Genomic DNA, 20,276 nt, shown 5'->3' on the forward strand with positions numbered 1-20,276 from the left:
TTATTTTATTTGGCATATACTGAAAATAAAATAACGAAGAGACAACAGAAATGAGCTTTGAACTCCACCCTCAGTTAGCAAAAGACACCACGGTCATTGGACATTTTCCACTTTGTGTCGCTCTATTGCACAAGGACAAGGCGGTTCCGTGGGTAATTTTGGTACCTAAAAAGAACGATATTAGGGAACTACACCATCTCACGATGCAAGAGCAACAACAATTCCTACTTGAGTCGCAAGCTGTCAGTCAGGCATTAGAAGCCACATTCCGCCCAGATAAGCTTAACTTAGGGGCTCTAGGCAATATGGTTCCACAACTGCACATTCATCATATCGCTCGCTTTCAAGATGATATCGCTTGGCCAGGACCTGTTTGGGGAAATACAAAAGGCGAATTTCGCACTGAAGAAGAGCAAGAAGAAATCGTCAGCCGAATTGGTAATGTGCTATCCCTGAGCAGTTTATTCAGAAAGGTTTAACTCTCTTTATATAGCAAATTAAAAAATTAAGCCGCTTCGATTGAGCGGCTTTCTACCAATCTGGATAAGTAGATGTTCAGGTAATTACGCTGGAAACATCGCTTAGAACAAGGCATGAATTAATGCTACATAGTAACCGTCACGGCTAATGCATTCTGACGTACAACTGAGTAGCGTACTCGGGTAATTTTGTCCGTACTGTTGGTATCAATAAAACGCGACAGGACGCCCTTTTTTATCCATACAGACAACATGGCATCTACACCATCACAACTTAACACAAACTTCTTGGCGAGCTCAGACTGGCTGACACTGCCTTGTTGCTCAATGTACTGCTTCAATTCGTTCAAAATCATGCTACTTGAGCCTCCAATGTTTGCTGTTGCTTACCTTTCGATTTAAGAAGGCGGTAGGTCGCGAAACTGCAGAGTACAATACCGGAAATCCATGCAGCACTGCTCACTGGATGTAGACTGAAATGGGTGGCTTGGTAATACAGACTGGATGAGCCATATGCCAATCCCATCGTCCAAACGGCAATAAAACGGGCATATCTGTCACCAAATTCACGAACGTAAGCACCCATTGCGGCGACACAAGGCGTGTAAAGTAAGATAAAGATCAGGTATGCAAAAGCCGCATTTCCAGTAACAAAGTGATCATTCAAATTACCAAAAATTGACGAGTTCACTTCTTGTTCTTCCGCCACAGCCGCACTATCTGTCAAATCACCCACCTCCAGACCAAGTGGATCTGAGTAACTCAAGCCCATTAAATTTTCAGGGATCGACATGACAGCCTCTTCAAAACTTGCCACTAAGTCATATTCTGCACTTTCCCCTTCGCTTGGCGCATAAAGATTATTTAGCGTACCCACTACCGCTTCTTTCGCAAAAATACCAGTGATAATACCGACGGTTGCAGGCCAGTTATCTTCTTCAATGCCCATTGGCGAAAAAATAGGAGTAATGACTTGTGACGCCTTTGATAAGACAGAGTTTTCGCTATCTTCGTTACCAAACGACCCATCTGTCCCCACGGAGTTCAAAAAGCTCAGTAAAGCCACAACAATCACGATCGTTTTACCTGCACCCAATACAAAGCGTTTTAGCTTTTGCCACGTTTTGAGCATCACGTTTTGCATGGTAGGCAATTCGTAGTCGGGCATTTCCATCACCAAGCTATCACTAGAGCCTGGATAAAGCGTTTTCTTTAAAATAACACCCGTAAATACCGCGGCTACAATGCCTAGAATGTAAAGCAGAAATACAATGTTCTGGCCACTTTCAGGAAAGAATGCCGCTGCGAATAAAGCGTACACAGGTAGACGAGCACCACAGGACATAAAAGGTGCCATCGACGCTGCTAGCTTACGTTCGCGCTCTTGATCGAGTGTACGAGTCGCCATAATTGCGGGTACGTTACAGCCAAAACCAAGGACTAATGGCACAAACGCTTTACCCGGTAACCCAATCTTTTGCATCACTTTATCTAATACGAATGCTGCACGAGACATGTAACCAGAGCTTTCTAATACGGCTAGGAAAAGATACAAACAAGCGATAACCGGAATAAAAGTCGCGACAGTCTGAACACCCCCACCGAGACCATCGGCAACCAGTGTGACTAACCATACGGGAAGGTGGTCATCCAATAGATAATGCCCACCATCAACAAGCAGTGCCCCGACGCCAATGTCGAAGAAATCAATGAATGCGCTACCAATATTGATGGAGAACATAAACATCAAATACATCACGACAAAGAAAAATGGAACACCAACCCATTTGTTTAAAATTACGCGATCTACTTTTTCAGTGAAGTTGTGGCTCAGTTTCCCTTCGGTTTTACGCACCTTCGTGGTTAATGTATGAAGGTATGTGTATTTAACGTCGGCAACAATTAAATCGACATCTAATTCGAGTCGAGCACGTTCAGTGACCACTTCTTCACTTTCATTCTGAGCTAATGAATTAAGTACAAGACGATCATTTTCCAGCGCACGGATAGCCAAAGAACGGCTAGCTACCTCAACCTGATTTTTGAACATGCATTCGATCTTTTCAATCGCTTGCTCAAACTCAATGCCATAGTTGAGTTCGAGTTCGTCGAGCGCGACACCTTGTACAAGTACTTTGTGTAATCGCTCTTTAAATGCTTGTACCTGAGATTTGCTGTTTGCGGAAATCGCGAAAACCGGACAGCCTAGCTCTTTTTCCAGTAATTTAATGTTGATAGTTTGACGCTCTCGCTTCAACGCATCCATTTTGTTTAACACGATGACCATTGGACGACCTAACTCACGCAATTGAAGCGTCATATATAAACTGCGTTCAAGGCAAGTCGCGTCGACTACATTGATAATTAGGTCGGCCGGATGAGTTAAAACGGCTCGCGATGCGATGGACTCGTCGATACTATTGCCATCATTCCCACTATCAAGCGCATAGATACCCGGCAAGTCTGTGAGATAAAAGTCATCGCCTGAGTGCGTATATTTGCCCGTTTTTTTCTCAATGGTGACACCAGCCCAGTTACCTACCTGCTGTTTTGCCCCTGTTAAGCCATTAAATAATGTTGTTTTACCGCTATTTGGATTACCAACAGTTAGGATCTGGTAGTTCATGACTTAACCTCCACCAAAATTGAATCGGCAATTTTAGTGCGCACTGCAAGAGAAACACCGCGCGCTTCTATCTGCAGAGGGTCACCCAGCGGAGCCTTCCTAATAAGCGTGACTTCTGTTTTAGGCAGTAACCCCATTACCATTAGCTTCTTTCGCACGTCATTAGACAGTTCAGAAAAATTTAAAATAGTGGCTTGCTGACCACTTTTTAGCTGGGAGAGTTTCATGGGCTAATTATCTCTTTAGGAATGAGAAGGATTATTATTTCTAGTTTTTAATGTTACTCCCCATAGCGTTCCGTAATCTTGTCTGAAATCAATAATTCCAGTTTTGACACGTCACTTTCGTCAAAACCAACCACGTCAAACTCGTCAAAAACCTAGTTTCATAAACGAGACCAATCAGAATCAAAACTATAAAATAAAGAAAAAATACAACTTTATTCATTAAAATCAATTACTTAACAAATATGTCGTTTTTCTTATATTACAATGGCGTTAATTTTATAAATAAATCAAGAGGTCGTGGTTATAGTTAACCCATCGAAAGGGCACACCCCTTGAGATTTTCAATTCCAGAGGTGACGCTATCTGCGTCACTCCGGCAGCAAGCGAAGGTGTCGTTGGCACCCGTGGTATAGTCCCCCCGGCTATACCACGATATTTTTTTCTTCTCTCTTTATTGCACACTTCCCAATCAACGCTAATTCTCTTAAATACAACTTCCATACTTTCACGGTAATGCTTGGAACAGTTTCGAGTCTGCTCATAGCCTTCCGCAATTTGAGCGTGAACGCAATTTGGGCTTTATGAGCATTTGGAACTTATTGTGTTTAAGGATTGAATGGCTGACCAAACAGGGCAGAGATGATTGGGTAATAGGGGCTGAAGAGTAGAGCAGCTTTAAATCAGGCAGATACGTACGTTATGATTACCTAAACTGCCTGATTCACAATGTTAGATTCGGTGAGGATTAAATTATACCAAGCTGAGGTTAGCTATCTTGTTGCTCTATAAATTGCGTCGGAGACATTCCAAATCGATGCTTGAAGCGCTGACTAAAATATGACGGATCATTAAAGCCACACTCAAACGCCACCTCAGCCACCTTTTCGCCTGCAAGTAAACGACGACAAGCATTATCTAAACGCACCTCTGTTAAATATTCGGTGAACGTTTTTTCTACCGTCGATTTTAAACGCCGTTGGAGGCTTCTTTCTGACACATAGAGCAATTTTGCGGCTGTGGATGTACTAAAGTCAGGATCTGCGTATTGCTCATCAACGAGTTGTCTTATTCGGATAAGCCACGGATCATCCATCGAAGTATGCTCATCAGTGTCCATCACATCTAAGTGCTCAATGGCATCTTCGACTAATGGCTCACTGACTCGCCAGCAAAGCTCCGTCAAGTTCCTTTCGGTCGACATATGAAGATTGAATTTACCTCCACTTTGCTCGACCATTGTTTGTACAGCCTGTATCGTCGCGGAGTTATTGTCGCTTTCTATCGATTCACCTTCGTCAACAAGGGTGAGGACGATTGTCTCTCCCTCTTTACGTGTAGAAATAGCAACGGCTTGATTTCTATAGCAGCGTCTGACTAGGCTATCAAAAAGTAAGTTAAGTAACTCATCCAAGTTTGACGTACCTAAACTTACAAAATAATCACAGTCATCATCCGATTTTAACTCGACACTCACACCGGCTTTAGCCAACTCGTTTTCCCAGCCATCGAGTACAGACTGAAGAATAAGGGTTAGGTTGTACACAGCCAAAGACTCGCTGTTTGTATTCCTGACATGCAGAAGTAAATCCAATTCCTGACGAAATGATTTCAACAATTTTCTTTCAGCTACACTGAAATCTGAATTCGGATTTATACCATGTTGACTAAAACGCTCTTTCATCGCGTTAATAGACTGGCTTAGGATGAGACGTCTTATCTGCAATTGTTTTCGAAGTTGCTGGTTGTTACTCAACAAAATTCTACTTTGGTGTCTTAGCTGATTTGTTTTCAATGCTACCTGAGATTTTAGCTTTCGGTTGGCTTTAGACATCATTCGAGAGCGCCAATAGACAAGTATGACAACAAGCCAAATCGCGCTTAGTACATATCCAACAATAGCGTAGGCGGTAAGAAACCAAGGTTTTGCCACTTCAAATTGATAAAAATTACTTTGTCCCCTCTGAGACTCATTGATTACAGCACGCACTTCAAGGTGGTATTCACCGGGAATCAGGTGCTCGATACTCAACGTAGAGCTATCTAGCAACGCCCACTCATCATTGTTTAAGCGATACTCTAAGTTGAGTTTGTTCACTTGCGGTAATGCACCAAACTTAAAGGCGATAGATTCTCCGTAGGTAAGTACTGGCGTGGCTACTGACGGGGTGCCTAATGAGAGCAATCGCTGATTGACCATCACCTGACTAATGATAACTTTCACATCTGGCACTTTGCTAACCAGAAGTTCCTGGGTATTCACCGTAATCAAATTTAAGTGGGAACCGAGTAGTATTACTCGTTCGTTATCCCCACTACTAGTGCATAGCTGAGAGGAGAATTCATTGCTGACCAGTCCATATGGTTCTCCATAATGTTTAAGTATTTCACCTTGATTCGAGTAATGAGTTAATCCCGAAGAGGACGTAAGCCAAATACCATCTCTATTGCTTATTAAGCATCTAGGTGTAATGTGATCATCGAGCAATGGCAAAGGTTCAACATAATTGGTCTCTAGGTTTAGCTTATAAACCCCGTAACGGGCAGCAACCCAGACCTCATGCTCAGATACTGGCTCAACACTAATGACGTATCCATAGGGAGCACTCTCGCCAGCAAAACGTATTTTACCATTTCGCAAAACGTAAACACCATGCTCTGTACCGAGCACCAAATCTTGCGTACTCGTCACAATCATGTTGGTCATTTGACCTGGTAGATACTTCTCTATCATCCACTCAGAACCAAAGGACGAAAGCTTACGCTCGTTCAGTTGATAGCTCCATAATCGATTATCACTGACCCACCAGAGTGTGTCTTCATGATCGATATTGATGAACCTTATCTCAGTGTTTCTGAGAAGATCGGGCACTTGCTTGCCACTCAGTGGCTTACCAGAAACAACATCAATTTGTCGGATGCCTTTATCGGTCGCTAGCCATAATACGTTTTCCTTCTCAACCAAATCATAGACTTTACCGCGGTAGAACTGCTCTCTTTTAGGGGATTTACCCAAAGTTACCGCGTAGACTCCTGAATCACTGATAACCCAGTAACCTTGTCCATTGTTCATGGCTTTTAAAGCTCGAGGTTTTTCCGCACTTAAATATGGTGACTGGAGCTGTTTTGGGTGGCGAGCAAACTTGTGCGAAAAGAGAGAAAAATAGCGGACACCTCTATCCGTCGCAATCCAGATACCTCCAGCCTGATCATTCAGCAAAGCATAAATTTTCCCGCTTACAATAGCGTTATTTTTTGGATCGGACGGCAAGAGGCGCTTGGTATTGCCGGTCAAAAATGAATACACCAGCAAACCTTTTTCTGTACCAATCCAATACTCGTTATTGGTTTCGGCAATACTGAGCACATGAGAACCTGGAATGCGTTTAATCGGTTTTCTTGGGTTACTGAGGTCAAAAATCAGGACACCTTTCAATGAGCCAATAACAATTTCACGGCGTTTATCTGAATAATAAATTTTCTCGACATAGTTCTTACCAGAACTGGCAACATGGTCAAAACTCGCTTCATTGGAGAGATAAACACCGGCATTTGTAGCCAATGACCACTTAGAAAGGACAAACTGAGCATCATTGATCTGGATAGACGAAGACTGGCTGAACTTATAAAGTTCATGTAGGGAATATGTGTTGAACTCACCGGTATCAATGTGGAATGTATAGAAATTGGAATCATCCGCAACCCAGACATACCGCCGAGACGTGCCTATGCGATTGATTTCCGTCCCCGGTTTTAAGCTAAAAACGAGCTCCCTTCCCTGCTTTGGGACAGTGCGATAGATTTCATTTTGAAAGAAGGACCAAAAAGCATTGTCGAGAAAAGCGACCTGTTCAGTATCGTGCTCCAGTGCCGAGCCCGACTGTGGCATAATGTTCTGCCCATCAAAGAAAAGTATCTGATTGCGTACATCCTGAAGCCAAACGCCACCAGTATCAGCGAGAAACAGCTTCTTAGCAGCAAATACTTTACCCTGAGCTAGCGTAGGCAGCGGATAAAACACAACTGGTGTTGATTCCACCGCAATAGCAATCTTCGCAAAGCACAGAGCAATAGCAAACCAAACGGCTCTAATCACCAATAAGTCCCTAACAGCAACAATATGAAATATGACAACACTTCATTCCAAATGCCAAATAAATGAAGTCTAAATCTCTAATTATTTAATAAGGGACGATTATCTAACAATATAAACAATATACAACTCGGTTAGAGCATTTTGCCCAACTTTGTAGTAAGACTCACAGCGAAACAACAAATTTGAATAAACATCCAGCAACGTTGTATCAAAAAGGGAGCTATTCGCTCCCATATCATGTCTCTCGGAACAAGCCGACTTGTGGCTCAGTCATGATGACTACAACGAGGGGTTTAAACAACTCGCAAAGCTTTCAGCGAGTTGCTCACGCAACATAAAATAAGCACCTAGCTTCGATTCGACATCCGTCCCTAGTGGGTCAAGCACACCCAATTTGGCCTTACTTCCACGGGTCACAGATTCAACGACTGCGGGCGTGAATTGAGGCTCGGAGAAAACACATTTCGCTTCTTCAGAGGCAAGTGCTTGACGAATTTTAATCAGCGTTTTCGCACCCGGCTTACGCTCAGGACTGACGGTAAAATGGCCTAGGTTATTAAGAGCGAAATCATGCTCAAAATATCCGTATGCGTCATGGAACACGTAGTAACCTTTATCTTGCACACTGCTTAGCTGTTGTTTAAGCGTTTGCTGTTGTTGTTCTAACTTCTGCAAAAACGTCGCTAGGTTATCACGGTAAACCGTCGTGTTTTCGCTGTCTGTCTGGATTAACCTCTCTGTAATAGCACGAGCAACTTGCTGGGTTGGCTTATAACCAAGCCAAAAATGCGGATCATGGTTGCCATGATCATGGCCGTGGTGATCATCATGATCACTGCTAAACTCATGCAATTCTAGACCCGGAATATCGCTAATCGTCAGTATGTTAGACTGTTCGCTTAGAACTTTTTCTAAGAATGGCTCTAAGTCATGACCGAACCATATCACCAGATCTGACTTACGGATACGTTTCACATCTGAAGGTCGTAGCGCGTAATCATGAGGTGAAGTATTAGAACCCAATAACACGTCCGGTTGTGACACGCCTTGAGTCAGTTCAAGAGTTATAAACTGTATCGGTTTAATGCTAGTCAAAACAGTGCTTGCTTGTACTGAGTACACTGCCAACACCGAGATTAAAAGGGCGAAAATACGCTTCATAATTGATTACTGCTATCTAGTCTAACGAGGGATTAAATGTTACATTATAACATTAGTCAATTGCAAATGAGTGCTATTCATGTCGACATTGGTCGAACTCTCTAATATCTGTATTCAATTTGATGGGCGAAAAGTTCTCGACAATGTGTCGCTCAAACTGAATCGCGGTGAAATAACCACACTTATTGGTCCAAATGGCGCAGGTAAATCGACACTGGTTAAAGTTCTTCTTGGCCTACAACGTAAATTTAAAGGTCGCATAACCAAAGAGAAAACACTACGTATTGGTTATGTACCACAAAAACTTAAACTCAACGAATCTTTACCTCTGAACGTCGAACGTTTTCTTCGATTAGCCGGCAAATACAGTCAGCAAGAGATTGTCGAATCACTAAAGTTGGTAGGGGCTGAGCACTTATTAAGCTCCAATATGCACGCTTTGTCGGGTGGTGAAAATCAACGCGTACTCTTAGCGCGAGCACTTCTTCAGCGGCCTGACCTACTTGTGTTAGATGAACCCGCGCAAGGTGTAGACGTACAGGGCCAGATTGACCTTTATGACTTGATTGATACGATACGCCACCGATTCAACTGTGCTGTCTTTATGGTTTCTCACGACTTACACTTGGTCATGGCAAAGACTGACGATGTGGTCTGTCTGCATCATCACGTCTGTTGTTCAGGTTCACCAGCGGCGATTAGCCAACATCCTAGTTACATTGCGCTATTTGGCAACAATCGCAACGAGGCACTTGCGCTCTATCACCACAAGCACAACCATCACCACCACGATTTAGCAGGTCAACCCGTATCTGGCGATGCTGAAACCTGTTCGCACCATTCTCACGGCCATCATCATGATTGAGTTTTTGTTACCTTCTATTTTTGCTGGCTTGGGCATCGCTCTTATCGCTGGCCCGCTCGGCTCCTTCGTTGTATGGCGTAAAATGGCGTACTTCGGCGATACACTTGCACATGCCTCGTTAATGGGGATCGCACTCGGATTTTTACTCGATGTGAACTTGTACCTGGCGCTAGTGGTTTGCTGCCTCGCCCTCGCCTTTTTACTGGTGACTTTACAAAGGCAACAACAAGTTGCGACCGATACACTGCTAGGTATTCTGGCCCACAGTTCACTTTCTTTGGGTTTAGTTGCAGTCAGCTTTTTAGACGACGTTCGAATCGACTTGATGAGCTACTTGTTTGGTGACTTGTTGGCCGTCACGCCTGTTGATCTCATCTACATCTACTCTGGAGTGGTTGCTGTTTCAATTGTATTAGCAACATTCTGGCGTTCACTACTGGCGACAACGGTGAGCGAAGATCTCGCCGCTGTAGATGGCCATAATGTAGACTTGATGCGTTTATTGCTAATGCTAATGGTCGGTTTGGTGATTGCGATTGGGATGAAGTTTGTCGGTGCATTGATTATGACTTCACTACTTATTATTCCTGCAGCGACAGCAAGACGCTTTGCACAATCACCAGAGCAAATGGCCTTAGCGGCATCCGCCATTGGTTCTGTTGCAGTTCTACTTGGCTTAAGCCTATCGTGGCACTTTGACACACCAGCAGGCCCATCTGTCGTGATTAGTGCGACTGCAATGTTTGTACTGGCTCAATTATCCAAAGCCCGTGACTGAGCGACGAAAATAATAAAGGCTTCCCGAGGGAAGCCTTTACTTATTAAACCAAACTAAATCAAGCGCCTTCGTTGTGTAGCTCTAGATTCGCTAACTCTTGCTGAATCTCACGCTGTACTTTTGCATCATCGCTACGCAAAGACTCCAAGAAATCTAAGTATTCCTGATCAATGTCACCAGTGACGTACTCACCATTAAACACTGAAGTTTCAAACTTAGCGATGTCAGTGTTCCCTAAACCAACCGCTTCTACTAGATCTTCCAAGGTTTGGAAAATAAGTTCATCTGCACCAATTTGTTTGCAAATAGCTTCGTTGTCGCGACCATGAGCAATCAATTCGTTTGCGCTCGGCATATCAATACCATACACATTAGGGAAACGAATTTCCGGAGCAGCTGAAACCATAAATACTTTCTTCGCACCAGAGTCACGCGCCATTTCAATAATCTGCTCAGACGTTGTACCACGAACGATAGAGTCATCAACCAGTAGTACATTCTTATCTTTAAATTCTGAGCGGATAGCGTTCAACTTACGACGAACTGATTTTTTACGCTGTTGCTGTCCCGGCATGATAAAGGTACGGCCAACGTAACGATTTTTAACGAACCCTTGACGGTATGGTTTATCTATTGCTTGCGCAATTTGAAGTGCAATATCACACGAGGTTTCAGGAATTGGAATAACAACGTCAATATCAAGATGCTCGTATTCGTCTCTGATTCGATCGCCTAGCTTTTTACCCATCTCAACACGGGCACTGTAAACCGAAATTTTATCGATGAACGAATCAGGGCGAGCAAAGTAAACAAATTCGAAGATACATGGATTCAGTGCAGGGTTATCAGCGCACTGCTTAGTATGTAACTCACCGTCAAATGTCGCATAGATGGCCTCACCCGGAGCTACATCTCGAATAAAATCAAAGCCAACAGCATCTAGTGCAACAGACTCTGATGCCACCATGTATTCTGCTTTTCCATTAACTTCGCGTTTACCTAGGCACAGAGGGCGGATGCCATTTGGATCGCGAAAAGCAATCATACCGTGGCCAATGATCATCGCAGCAACCGCGTACGCGCCTTTGATCGTACGATGAACATTAGTTACAGCACGGAATACATCGTCAGCTGTCACATTACCTTTAACGGTATCAATTTCGTGTGCTAATACGTTAAGCAACACCTCAGAGTCGGAGGTTGTGTTGATGTGTCGACGATCTTTCTCAAACAGTTTTTGGCGAACTTCTGCAGCATTAGTCAGGTTGCCATTATGTGCGAGAGTGATACCGAATGGAGAGTTTACGTAAAATGGTTGGGCTTCAGAAGCGCTTGAACTACCTGCGGTTGGGTAACGAACATGGCCAATACCAACCTCTCCCTGTAGCCTTTGCATGTGTTTCGCTTCAAACACATCTTTAACTAAACCGTTCGCCTTTCTCAGACGAAAACGATTGCTATCTATGGTACAAATACCCGCAGCATCTTGGCCACGGTGCTGCAATACCGTCAATGCATCATAGATAGACTGGTTTACAGGCGTTGTGCCCACGATTCCAACAATACCACACATGTCTTAACCCTCGATTTTCGACAATGGCTGGTGCACTACTGTGCACCAGATAAGAAACTAGATGTTGCTTGCAAGTGTTCAAAGAAAGGAGCGATGATGCGACTAAACTCAGGCACCAACTCCGAACTTTTCCACCACTCTGAGTCTGGAAACGATGTAAACGCATCCATAAAAAATAGCGCAGCAGAAACAATCAAAACACCACGTAGGCCGCCAAATACAATGCCTAACACTCTGTCTGTCCCTGACAAACCTGTTTTTTGCACCAATTGCGCGATGACGTAATTCACAACAGCACCCACAATCAAGGTAGCAACGAACAAGGCTGCGATTGCGGCTCCATTTCGAAACATGTCATCCTTAATATTAGTGAAATACACCGCTAATTTTGAGTAGTACTGGCTGGCAATAAAAAACGCGCCAAACCATATCACTAATGACAATGCTTCTTTAGCGAAGCCACGAACTAAACTGATCAAAGCCGACAGGCCGATCACACTTAAAATGACAATATCTAACGAGTTCATCTGTTCTTACATCTTAAGTTGCGCGCATTTTAACAGAAAAAACGCTGACGCAAACGTTTTCTTATGGATTTAGCGGTTTAAATTTGAGCAACTGACCTTTCGAGCCAGTAATTTTTTCAAGTTCAATAACTTGCTGCTCCAATTTACTCTTGGAAACATCAGGGCCAATAATCACGCGAGTGAAACCATTTTCCGGTTTCGTATGCGCTTGGTAACCGCGCTTTTGCAGATCCGTGACAAGCTTTTTCGCATTGTCCGAGTTCTTCAACGCCATTAGCTGAATAATCCAAGCACTGTCTTGATAATCATTGCGTTCCGTTACCTCTTTAACAACAACAGGTAACGGCTCGGGTTGTTCAATCTCTGGTGGTTGTTCTGGTCGCGGTTCTGGAACATCCTCTATCACCACTTCCACTGGAGAGTCAGGCAAGCTTGCACCATCGTCGACAGGGTCAAGCACCTCAAAGCTCTCCAGTTCATTCCCAGTTTCAGGCTTGATTGGTATACTGGCTATCTCTTCTTTATAGTGCGTTTTCTTGCCATCAAGAACGTCTGGCAAAACAATCACACCAACTGCAACTAAAACGATCGTACCTACTAATCGGTTCTGAAATTTACTTGCCATTTATACTCCTTCGCCCTGCCAGTACTCCAGTATCTCCCCAACCGTATGGAAAGAACCCACAACGAGAATGACATCATCTTTCTCTGCTTGTGTCATTGCAGCTTTAAAAGCCTCGACTGGTGATGCATATTTCTCATTGCTTTCAGGTAAGTACTGGCAAAGCTCATCTGCAGTCGCAGCACGTGGGCCAGAAAGTGATGCTGGATACCAGTTTGAAGCGATTTGAGACAGCGTTGAAAGGGTCTGCTTAATGTCTTTGTCATGCAACATAGCAACAACGGTATGAATCGATTTCCCTTCATATACCTTTGCAACCCTTTCAACCAAATACTCTGCAGAATGAGGGTTATGAGCCACATCCAGCAAAATGGTCGGGTTCTCACCAATGATCTGCATACGACCGGGCAATTTCGCATGAGTTAGGCCGTTAACAATATTAATGTCTGTGACATCGAGATTTGATGTCGCTAACGCCATTAAAGCCGTCGCCGCATTTTGTAGTGGTAGCCCAGGTACAGGCAAATCTTCCAGCGAGTATGAACCATGCATCCATGTCCACTTCTGCTCTGACGTTTGCTTATATGTATACTGAATATCAACTTGATATAGCTCTGCGCCTATATCGTCCGCGTGAGCGGCAACCGTTGCTGGCGCTTTAGGCTGACCGCAAATGGCTGGCTTACCACTTCGATAAATCCCAGCTTTTTCAAATCCAATTACATTAATGTCATCACCAAGCCAGTCAACATGATCGATTGCGAGGCTGGTAATGACAGACACATCGTGATCAACGACATTAGTAGCATCTAAACGACCGCCTAGACCCACTTCAAGCAGGACAATGTCAACTTTTTCAGTTTGGAAAAGTCGTAACGCGGCTAACGTTCCAAATTCGAAAAAGCTCAGGCTGATTTCGCCACGCTGCTTTTCAACAAAGTCAAAAGCTTGAGCATGTTTTTCGTCTTCTAGATCGCAACCATTTACGCGCACGCGTTCGTTATAACGAATTAAATGAGGAGAACTGTAAACACCGACAGAGTAACCGGCGTCGAGCAAGATGGCTTCCATCATTGCGCAGGTAGAGCCTTTACCATTGGTACCAGCAACAGTAATTACTGTAGGAGCAGGTTTGGTGAGATTGGCAGATTGTGCCACAGCCTGAACTCTATCTAAGCCTAGGTCGATGGCTGATGTGTGGATATTTGATAAATAATCAAGCCACATCGCTAGTGGTGATGTGGCTTGTGGAATTTGGGTTTGATTCATCTAACTTAAACCAGATAATTGCGGTTGTTTGTTAGTGTGTTACTTTACCCTTTTTCGTCCGCTTCTGGTACATCATAAGTCTCCTCATTTGGAGATTCGTCCACAGAAACGACTAATGGTGAAGGTTGAGCGGTCATTTTAGCGATTAAGCTACCAATACGTTGACGCATTTCGCGACGATCAACAATCATGTCGATTGCACCGTGATCCAGTAGGAACTCACTACGCTGGAAACCTTCTGGAAGATCTTCACGTACTGTTTGCTCAATAACACGACGACCAGCAAAACCAATCAGTGCTTTAGGTTCGCCGATATTGATGTCACCCAGCATTGCTAAACTCGCAGAAACACCACCCATTGTTGGGTCAGTCATTACTGAGATAAACGGTAGGCCTTTTTCAGACAGACGCTCAAGTGCCGCACTGGTTTTTGCCATTTGCATTAGAGACATCAGTGCTTCTTGCATACGCGCACCGCCACTTGCAGAAAAGCAAACTAGGCCACAGTTGTTCTCGATGGCCGCTTCAACAGCACGAACGAATCGAGCACCTACTACAGAGCCCATTGAACCACCCATAAACGAGAATTCAAATGCACATGCAACAATAGGAAGACCTAACAATTCACCTTGCATAACAATAAGCGCATCTTTCTCACCGCTGCTCTTTTGAGCCGCAGAAATACGATCTTTGTATCGCTTAGAGTCTTTAAATTTCAGTTTGTCCTGCGGCTCCAGCTCATTAGCAAGCTCTACGCGGTTGCCTTCATCAAGGAAAGTTTCCAGACGGCGGCGAGCCTTCATACGCATGTGATGATCACATTTTGGACATACTTCTAGGTTACGCTCTAGTTCAGCGTGGTAAAGCACCTGTTCACAAGATGTACATTTAGTCCATACACCTTCAGGAATGGACGCTTTACGTGCACTTACGATGTTGCTTTTTTCTAAAATCTTTTCAAGCCAACTCATGGAAGACCTTTTCTCTATTAATCCCATGCCAAAAGCACGAGAAACAAATTCTGAATTTACGCGTGAGGATTAAAGCATATTAAATGCCAGCTGTAGATAAAAAACTGGTTGTACCTATTTTTGAGCTTATCTCTCACACACTAAAAAGATGATAATGTAGACAATTTTACACAATTTAGTTCAAATTATCTGGCAAAAACAGTGGGCCAATCGGCACTCTTGGCAATTCGAATGCATCCGGATAATCAACGTCTACCAAGTATAGACCTTCCGCTTTTGCCGTTGCACCTGCCAGTCTACGATTCTTCTCTTCCAGAAGCCACTGAATCCACTCAGGTTCCTGATCACCGCGCCCCACACAAATCAAGCTACCCGTGATGTTTCGTACCATATGGTGAACAAACGCATTGGCTTTAATATCGATAACAACATATTGCCCATGACGTGTGACATTCAGGTGCATGATATTTCGCCAAGGACTTCGCGATTGACAGTGTACAGCTCGAAAAGAGGTAAAATCATTTTCACCCAACAAAAATTGGCCCGCGCGATGCATTTTCTCTTCATCGAGTTCACCATGATAATGGCTCACCCCAGAAGATAAAATCCCTGGTCTCAACGCGCTGTTAAAAATGATGTAGCGGTAACGACGTGCTGTTGCCGAAAAACGCGCATGAAACTCTTCAGGAACCTCTTTTGCCCAGCGAACAGCAATATCATTAGGTAGATTTGCGTTCACTCCCATTGTCCAAGCGACCATTTTACGACTTGCCGTTGTATCAAAATGTACAACTTGGCCAGTACCGTGAACGCCAGCATCCGTGCGCCCAGCGCATTGAACTTCAACTGGGTGATTAGCGACGATACTTAAAGCTCGTTCCAGCTTTTCTTGTACACTTTTTACTTCTTTTTGACGCTGCCAACCAAAGTAATGAGTGCCATTGTACTCAATACCTAAAGCAATTCTCATCTTGGATTTCTCTTAGAAAATGGGGCACGAAGTATAAACATTTTTAAGTTAAAAAATAAGGGGCTCATCAGCCCCCTATCATTCTTTTCTAACTTTGACCTATGCTATCGATTAGGCTCTTAGCTTCTCGACGAATGTCGTCGCTACCATCCACTATCGCCTCTTCGAGTAATTTTCTCGCCCCCATAGCATCATTCATTTCCATGTAGATTTTCGCTAGATCAAGTTTACCCGCAGCTTCGGCATTCGCATCGCTGTCTTCGTAACTGCTGATACTTCCAATAACGTCGGGGAAATCACTCAGGCCAACATCAAGCTGAAGTGTGTCGTCCACTTCCTGTTCTCCTTCAGCGTCCACTTCTGCCATTAGCTCATCGATAGTGCGATACTGATGTTCTCTAGGATTAAAATCTTCGATATCCTTTTGATCTTCCCAGTTTTCATCCGAAACCTTTGCCTCTGCCGGCGGGTTTCCTTCTGACCAGATTACTTGTTCTTCTTCGGGAATATCATCACTGATCTGCGCTTGTTGCTCAGGAGAAAGAGCAAAACCATTCCAATCTTCCCCTCCCATTTCGAGCATCGCTTCAATATCCAACCCTGCGCTGTCTGACACAGTTTCGTCTACTGGTTTATCAAACGCGAAATTCGGTGTTTCATTGTCCGGTTGATCAGAAAGCAGTTCATCGAATGCCTTTTGATCGAACTCCGCATGATGATAATCCGCTTCATTATCGTTTGTAGGCTCTGCGCTTACAGAAAAATCGTCTACAAGATTATCAAGGTTCTGCTTTGTCTCTGTCGAATCCGCTTCAAGGCTATTGGTACTAAATAAGTCAGCAAAAGCGTCTTGCTCACTGTACTCTGGCAGCTCTGAGTCATCGAAACTAAACGACTCTTCAGACTCAGATACTTCCATGTTTACAGGTGCTGATTCCGACTCTAGATCAGGCTCCAAGGCCATATCCGCAATCGCGTCTTCTTCACTGTACTCCGGTAGTTCTAAGTCATCAAAGTTGAACGACTCTTCAGGTTCAGTGACTTCCGCGTTTACAGGTGCCGAGTCCGCTTCTGGCTCAGGCTCCGACGCCATGTCCGCAATCGCGTCTTCTTCACTGTACTCCGGAAGCTCTAAGTCATCAAAGTTGAACGACTCTTCAGGTTCAGTGACTTCCTCGTTTACAGGTGCAGAGTCCGCTTCTGGCTCTGGCTCTGGCTCTGGCTCTGGCTGCGAGGCCATATTGGATGTATCAGTGGAATCCTCAAGTAACCAATCGTCATCTTGCGGAATACCGAACTCATTGGGTATTGCTTCTGGAGATGGCATCTGAGCTGGTTGCTCAAAGTCTTCAGCCTGACTTTCCGTTGTTTCAAGCGGTTGCTCTGCGATATTTTCCTGAGCGATATCTCCTAGGGCAATATCTTCGTGAACGATTTCTTGCGGCTCGTCAGATTCAACATTTTCTGAGGCTGGCTCAATGTCTGACAGTTCAGGCGTGAACTCATCTTCAACTACTTCACCCTGTTCAACCTCTTCGATCGCCGATGTTAGCCAATCGTCTTCGTCCGTTTCCTCTTCTTGTTCTTGAGGAGCAAGAAACTCAGGTTCTCTATCATCTAGTTCCTCTAACGAAGAAGTATGTTCTGATACTGAAGGTTCATCTTCGATATCTAAAGTCTCTTCCGTTTGAGGATTTTCCACTTCCTCAATAGCGCTGCTCAGCCAGTCATCTTCCTCATCTAGAATGGCTGATTCCTCAGTCTCAGAGATATCACTGTCTAAGTTGACTGGCTCTATCTCGTTTTCGACTGACTCGTCATCACCTAAATGTAACTCATCTAGCAACGCATCCGCCTGAGGCGCTGTACTCAGCATGTCATCAATAAATTCTTCACTTGAGAATCCTTCGGATGACTCCTGCTGGCCTTCATCAAACTTTAACTCATGCTCAGGTATTTCTTCACTAATTGGCGCTTCAAGGTTCTGTTTTTCTATTTCGAGAAGTTCTTCGAATAGATCTGTTCCTTCATCGCCAAAGTCTTCGCTTTCAGTCTGAGCATCTGGTGCATCAATCAGTTCATCCAAAAGCTCAGAGCTTTCAAAGGGAATAGCGTTTTCTTGAGTGTCGCTACCAAGGAGATCCTCAAGCTCAGCATCCATATCAAACATAGGGTCTAGATGCGTCGCTTCTTCTGAGTTTTCCGAATCATCTAGTGCTGACTTAGGTTCATTCTCAACACCAATTAACTCATCAAACAGGCTACTCTCAGCTTCTTCCGTTGAGACGCCTGCCAACTCAGGCTCACTATCGTCAACAAACTCATCCAGCAAATCAGTACTATTTTCATCAAGCTCAAACGCGTTATCTTCCAACAGCTCATCTAATAATGCAGTTTCGTCGGTGGCACTGACTTCTAATGCATCAAGATCCGCTTGCGCCTCTATTTGCGCAAATATGTCTTCAATATCTTCGTCTGAAGCGATCTTAGGCTCATTCAGAGAGTTATCGCTATCATCACTCAGATCAAATTCATCTTCGTCAAAAGCACCAAGGGAGGCTTGGGTGTCTGGCTTATCATTCGCATCGCGGCCTACGTCGTTAAACAGCTCATCAAGCATGGCTTGCTGTAGCGGCTCGCTTTCTTGTTCTTGGTGCTCGATTTCTGAATTAAACAGTGAATCTAAATCATCTTGTGAAATCATTCCTTCATCTGATAATTCAAACTCTTCTTCACCACTTTGTTCATCAAGAGTCGCTTCATCCAGAGCACGCTCCATTTCCTCTATGCCGAGCGCTTTCTCTTTACCATTTACGCTGATATCACTAGTACTTAAATCAAGGTCAGTTAGCGACTCTTCTAAATCGAGATCTCCATTCTCTCCAATACCTGCGAACGGGTCTTCCCCATTTTCGTTTTCAAGATTGAAGTCCAGATCGTCATCAAGGCCCGCAAAGATATCTTCGTCTTCAGTCCCATCCAGCTCGATTGCTTGCTCATCTGTATTTGATGACTCCAACTCCATTGAGTCGCCAAACAGGTCATCATCTAAATCTAACTCATCATCCAGATTATTGTTTAATGCAGTAGCGGCAATTGGAGCTGCGACCTGAGGCTCTAGTTCAGGTTGTGTTTGGGCTTGCTCTGTTTGTTCTTCATTCTGCTTACGTCGGCCCAGCAGCATGACAGTGAGAAGGCCAATCAACAAACCTGGAATGATAGCCAAAGCAGCAACCAGCCAAGTGTTAGAAAACAGCGATTCCATTGTACTAGGTGCACTTTTTTGCTCTTCAGCTAAACGTAAACGCTCTGCTTCTAGTAATTTCTCAACCTCGTTACGAATGCGGTTTTCATCACCTAATTCGTTTTTAAGCACTTCTACTTCATTTTGCACTTGCGCCAGCATCAGACGAAGTTTGTGGTTTTTCTCTTCCAGTGCAACCAGTTCGCTTTCAGATGAGGCCAATTGGTTCTTCAACGTTGATTCTTGCGCGCTTTTTTGTTCTTTCGCGATTTGAACCAGATCGGCTTTGCCTTCTACAGCAGAAACTTCAGGTTTTGCAGGCTCAGTTGGTGTCACAGCAGGCGCTGAAACCTTTTGTGCTGAAGGAGTAGTTTGAGATTTTGGCTGAGAACTAGCTGACGCCACCTTCGCCGAAGTAGCACTACTTTGTTGTAACCGAGCTTGATGTGCGTTCAGTATGCGAACCGCTTCTTGGTTAGACACACTACTGACTTGATTCAAAGAAGGAACTCGAATCGTGCTTCTTGGGTTTAGCTCGTGGATATTTTGGTTGTCAAACGCCTGTGGATTGAGTTGGTAAATCGCATACAACGTCTGTTGCACGGTAACCGTGTTTGATGGTCGTAATTTTGACGCAATACTCCACAACGTCTCATTTTCCAACGTTGGCCCATAAAATCGAGAAGGCTCTGAATTTTGCAAAGAGTTCAGTATGGGTTCGGCGTATTGAGGAGCATTCTGAATTTCACCATTAGGTCCTTTCAGTCGAATGCTTTCTGCGCTTACAAATGATGTTTGAGTCACGGCAACCATTGCGAGTGGCAACAGTAGACGCTGTAAAAGTCGTCGCATATGAGGCTCAGCTTTGTGC

15 protein-coding genes are annotated in these 20,276 nt (G+C 44.1%); 3 read left to right on the forward strand and 12 right to left on the reverse strand.

Annotated elements, in window-relative coordinates; genetic code table 11:
- Positions 1-50: 50 nt before the first annotated feature.
- Complete coding sequence (locus NP165_RS08775; RefSeq protein ID WP_257083596.1) at positions 51-479, forward strand: HIT family protein; 429 nt, start codon at positions 51-53, stop codon at positions 477-479.
- A 125-nt stretch (positions 480-604) separates the two neighbouring features.
- Here the strand turns inward: NP165_RS08775 and NP165_RS08780 are convergent, their stop codons facing one another.
- From NP165_RS08780 to znuA, 5 genes are all read right to left on the reverse strand, one after another.
- Positions 605-835 carry a FeoC-like transcriptional regulator gene (locus tag NP165_RS08780; RefSeq protein WP_257083597.1) on the reverse strand — a complete coding sequence of 77 codons (231 nt, stop codon included), beginning with the start codon at positions 833-835 and terminating at the stop codon, positions 605-607.
- Complete coding sequence (feoB, locus tag NP165_RS08785) at positions 832-3,105, reverse strand: Fe(2+) transporter permease subunit FeoB (protein WP_257083598.1); 2,274 nt, start codon at positions 3,103-3,105, stop codon at positions 832-834. The genes NP165_RS08780 and feoB overlap by 4 nt, the downstream gene beginning before the upstream one ends.
- Positions 3,102-3,332 carry a FeoA family protein gene (locus NP165_RS08790; protein WP_257083599.1) on the reverse strand — a complete coding sequence of 77 codons (231 nt, stop codon included), beginning with the start codon at positions 3,330-3,332 and terminating at the stop codon, positions 3,102-3,104. Before NP165_RS08790 ends, feoB begins: the two co-directional genes overlap by 4 nt.
- A gap of 766 nt (positions 3,333-4,098) precedes the next feature.
- Positions 4,099-7,425: a helix-turn-helix domain-containing protein gene (locus NP165_RS08795; RefSeq protein ID WP_257083600.1), complete on the reverse strand. Its 3,327-nt coding sequence runs from the start codon at positions 7,423-7,425 to the stop codon at positions 4,099-4,101.
- A gap of 279 nt (positions 7,426-7,704) precedes the next feature.
- Positions 7,705-8,586, reverse strand: coding sequence for a zinc ABC transporter substrate-binding protein ZnuA (znuA, locus tag NP165_RS08800; RefSeq protein ID WP_257083601.1), 882 nt, complete (start codon positions 8,584-8,586; stop codon positions 7,705-7,707).
- A gap of 79 nt (positions 8,587-8,665) precedes the next feature.
- Between znuA and znuC the strand changes: the two genes are divergently transcribed.
- Both znuC and znuB read left to right on the forward strand, forming a co-directional pair.
- Entirely contained in the window at positions 8,666-9,451 is a 786-nt protein-coding gene (znuC, locus tag NP165_RS08805; protein WP_257083602.1) for a zinc ABC transporter ATP-binding protein ZnuC, read from the forward strand.
- A complete protein-coding gene (gene znuB / locus NP165_RS08810; RefSeq protein ID WP_257083603.1) occupies positions 9,444-10,229 on the forward strand; it encodes a zinc ABC transporter permease subunit ZnuB in 786 nt (261 codons plus the stop codon). The genes znuC and znuB overlap by 8 nt, the downstream gene beginning before the upstream one ends.
- A 58-nt stretch (positions 10,230-10,287) precedes the next feature.
- Here znuB and purF read toward each other — a convergent pair whose 3' ends face one another.
- The 7 genes from purF to NP165_RS08845 all read right to left on the reverse strand — a co-directional run bounded on the left by purF (position 10,288) and on the right by NP165_RS08845 (position 20,257).
- Complete coding sequence (purF, locus tag NP165_RS08815; protein WP_257083604.1) at positions 10,288-11,802, reverse strand: amidophosphoribosyltransferase; 1,515 nt, start codon at positions 11,800-11,802, stop codon at positions 10,288-10,290.
- A gap of 35 nt (positions 11,803-11,837) precedes the next feature.
- Positions 11,838-12,329 (reverse strand): CvpA family protein, encoded by a 492-nt coding sequence (locus NP165_RS08820; protein WP_257083605.1) that lies wholly within the window; start codon positions 12,327-12,329, stop codon positions 11,838-11,840.
- A 61-nt stretch (positions 12,330-12,390) separates the two neighbouring features.
- A complete protein-coding gene (locus NP165_RS08825) occupies positions 12,391-12,954 on the reverse strand; it encodes an SPOR domain-containing protein (protein ID WP_257083606.1) in 564 nt (187 codons plus the stop codon).
- Positions 12,955-14,220, reverse strand: a complete 1,266-nt coding sequence (gene folC / locus NP165_RS08830) for a bifunctional tetrahydrofolate synthase/dihydrofolate synthase (RefSeq protein ID WP_257083607.1) — start codon at positions 14,218-14,220, stop codon at positions 12,955-12,957. It lies immediately after the preceding gene.
- Positions 14,221-14,264: 44 nt separating this feature from the next.
- A complete protein-coding gene (gene accD / locus NP165_RS08835) occupies positions 14,265-15,191 on the reverse strand; it encodes an acetyl-CoA carboxylase, carboxyltransferase subunit beta (protein ID WP_257083608.1) in 927 nt (308 codons plus the stop codon).
- A gap of 175 nt (positions 15,192-15,366) precedes the next feature.
- Positions 15,367-16,161, reverse strand: a complete 795-nt coding sequence (gene truA / locus NP165_RS08840; protein ID WP_257083609.1) for a tRNA pseudouridine(38-40) synthase TruA — start codon at positions 16,159-16,161, stop codon at positions 15,367-15,369.
- Between the two features lie 88 nt (positions 16,162-16,249).
- Positions 16,250-20,257 carry a FimV/HubP family polar landmark protein gene (locus NP165_RS08845; RefSeq protein ID WP_257083610.1) on the reverse strand — a complete coding sequence of 1,336 codons (4,008 nt, stop codon included), beginning with the start codon at positions 20,255-20,257 and terminating at the stop codon, positions 16,250-16,252.
- Positions 20,258-20,276 lie beyond the last annotated feature (19 nt).

Origin of the sequence: Vibrio japonicus, from assembly GCF_024582835.1 — a bacterium.
GTDB classification, from domain to species: Bacteria; Pseudomonadota; Gammaproteobacteria; order Enterobacterales; family Vibrionaceae; genus Vibrio; species Vibrio japonicus.

Bases quoted from the DNA above. Each gene is read 5' to 3' on its own strand.
- NP165_RS08790 (WP_257083599.1), bottom strand. From the start codon at position 3,332: ATGAAACTCTCCCAGCTAAAAAGTGGTCAGCAAGCCACTATTTTAAAT.
- NP165_RS08825 (WP_257083606.1), bottom strand. From the start codon at position 12,954: ATGGCAAGTAAATTTCAGAACCGATTAGTAGGTACGATCGTTTTAGTT.
- znuC (WP_257083602.1), top strand. From the start codon at position 8,666: ATGTCGACATTGGTCGAACTCTCTAATATCTGTATTCAATTTGATGGG.
- NP165_RS08820 (WP_257083605.1), bottom strand. From the start codon at position 12,329: ATGAACTCGTTAGATATTGTCATTTTAAGTGTGATCGGCCTGTCGGCT.
- NP165_RS08775 (WP_257083596.1), top strand. From the start codon at position 51: ATGAGCTTTGAACTCCACCCTCAGTTAGCAAAAGACACCACGGTCATT.
- purF (WP_257083604.1), bottom strand. From the start codon at position 11,802: ATGTGTGGTATTGTTGGAATCGTGGGCACAACGCCTGTAAACCAGTCT.
- truA (WP_257083609.1), bottom strand. From the start codon at position 16,161: ATGAGAATTGCTTTAGGTATTGAGTACAATGGCACTCATTACTTTGGT.
- feoB (WP_257083598.1), bottom strand. From the start codon at position 3,105: ATGAACTACCAGATCCTAACTGTTGGTAATCCAAATAGCGGTAAAACA.
- accD (WP_257083608.1), bottom strand. From the start codon at position 15,191: ATGAGTTGGCTTGAAAAGATTTTAGAAAAAAGCAACATCGTAAGTGCA.
- NP165_RS08845 (WP_257083610.1), bottom strand. From the start codon at position 20,257: ATGCGACGACTTTTACAGCGTCTACTGTTGCCACTCGCAATGGTTGCC.
- znuA (WP_257083601.1), bottom strand. From the start codon at position 8,586: ATGAAGCGTATTTTCGCCCTTTTAATCTCGGTGTTGGCAGTGTACTCA.
- NP165_RS08780 (WP_257083597.1), bottom strand. From the start codon at position 835: ATGATTTTGAACGAATTGAAGCAGTACATTGAGCAACAAGGCAGTGTC.
- folC (WP_257083607.1), bottom strand. From the start codon at position 14,220: ATGAATCAAACCCAAATTCCACAAGCCACATCACCACTAGCGATGTGG.
- znuB (WP_257083603.1), top strand. From the start codon at position 9,444: ATGATTGAGTTTTTGTTACCTTCTATTTTTGCTGGCTTGGGCATCGCT.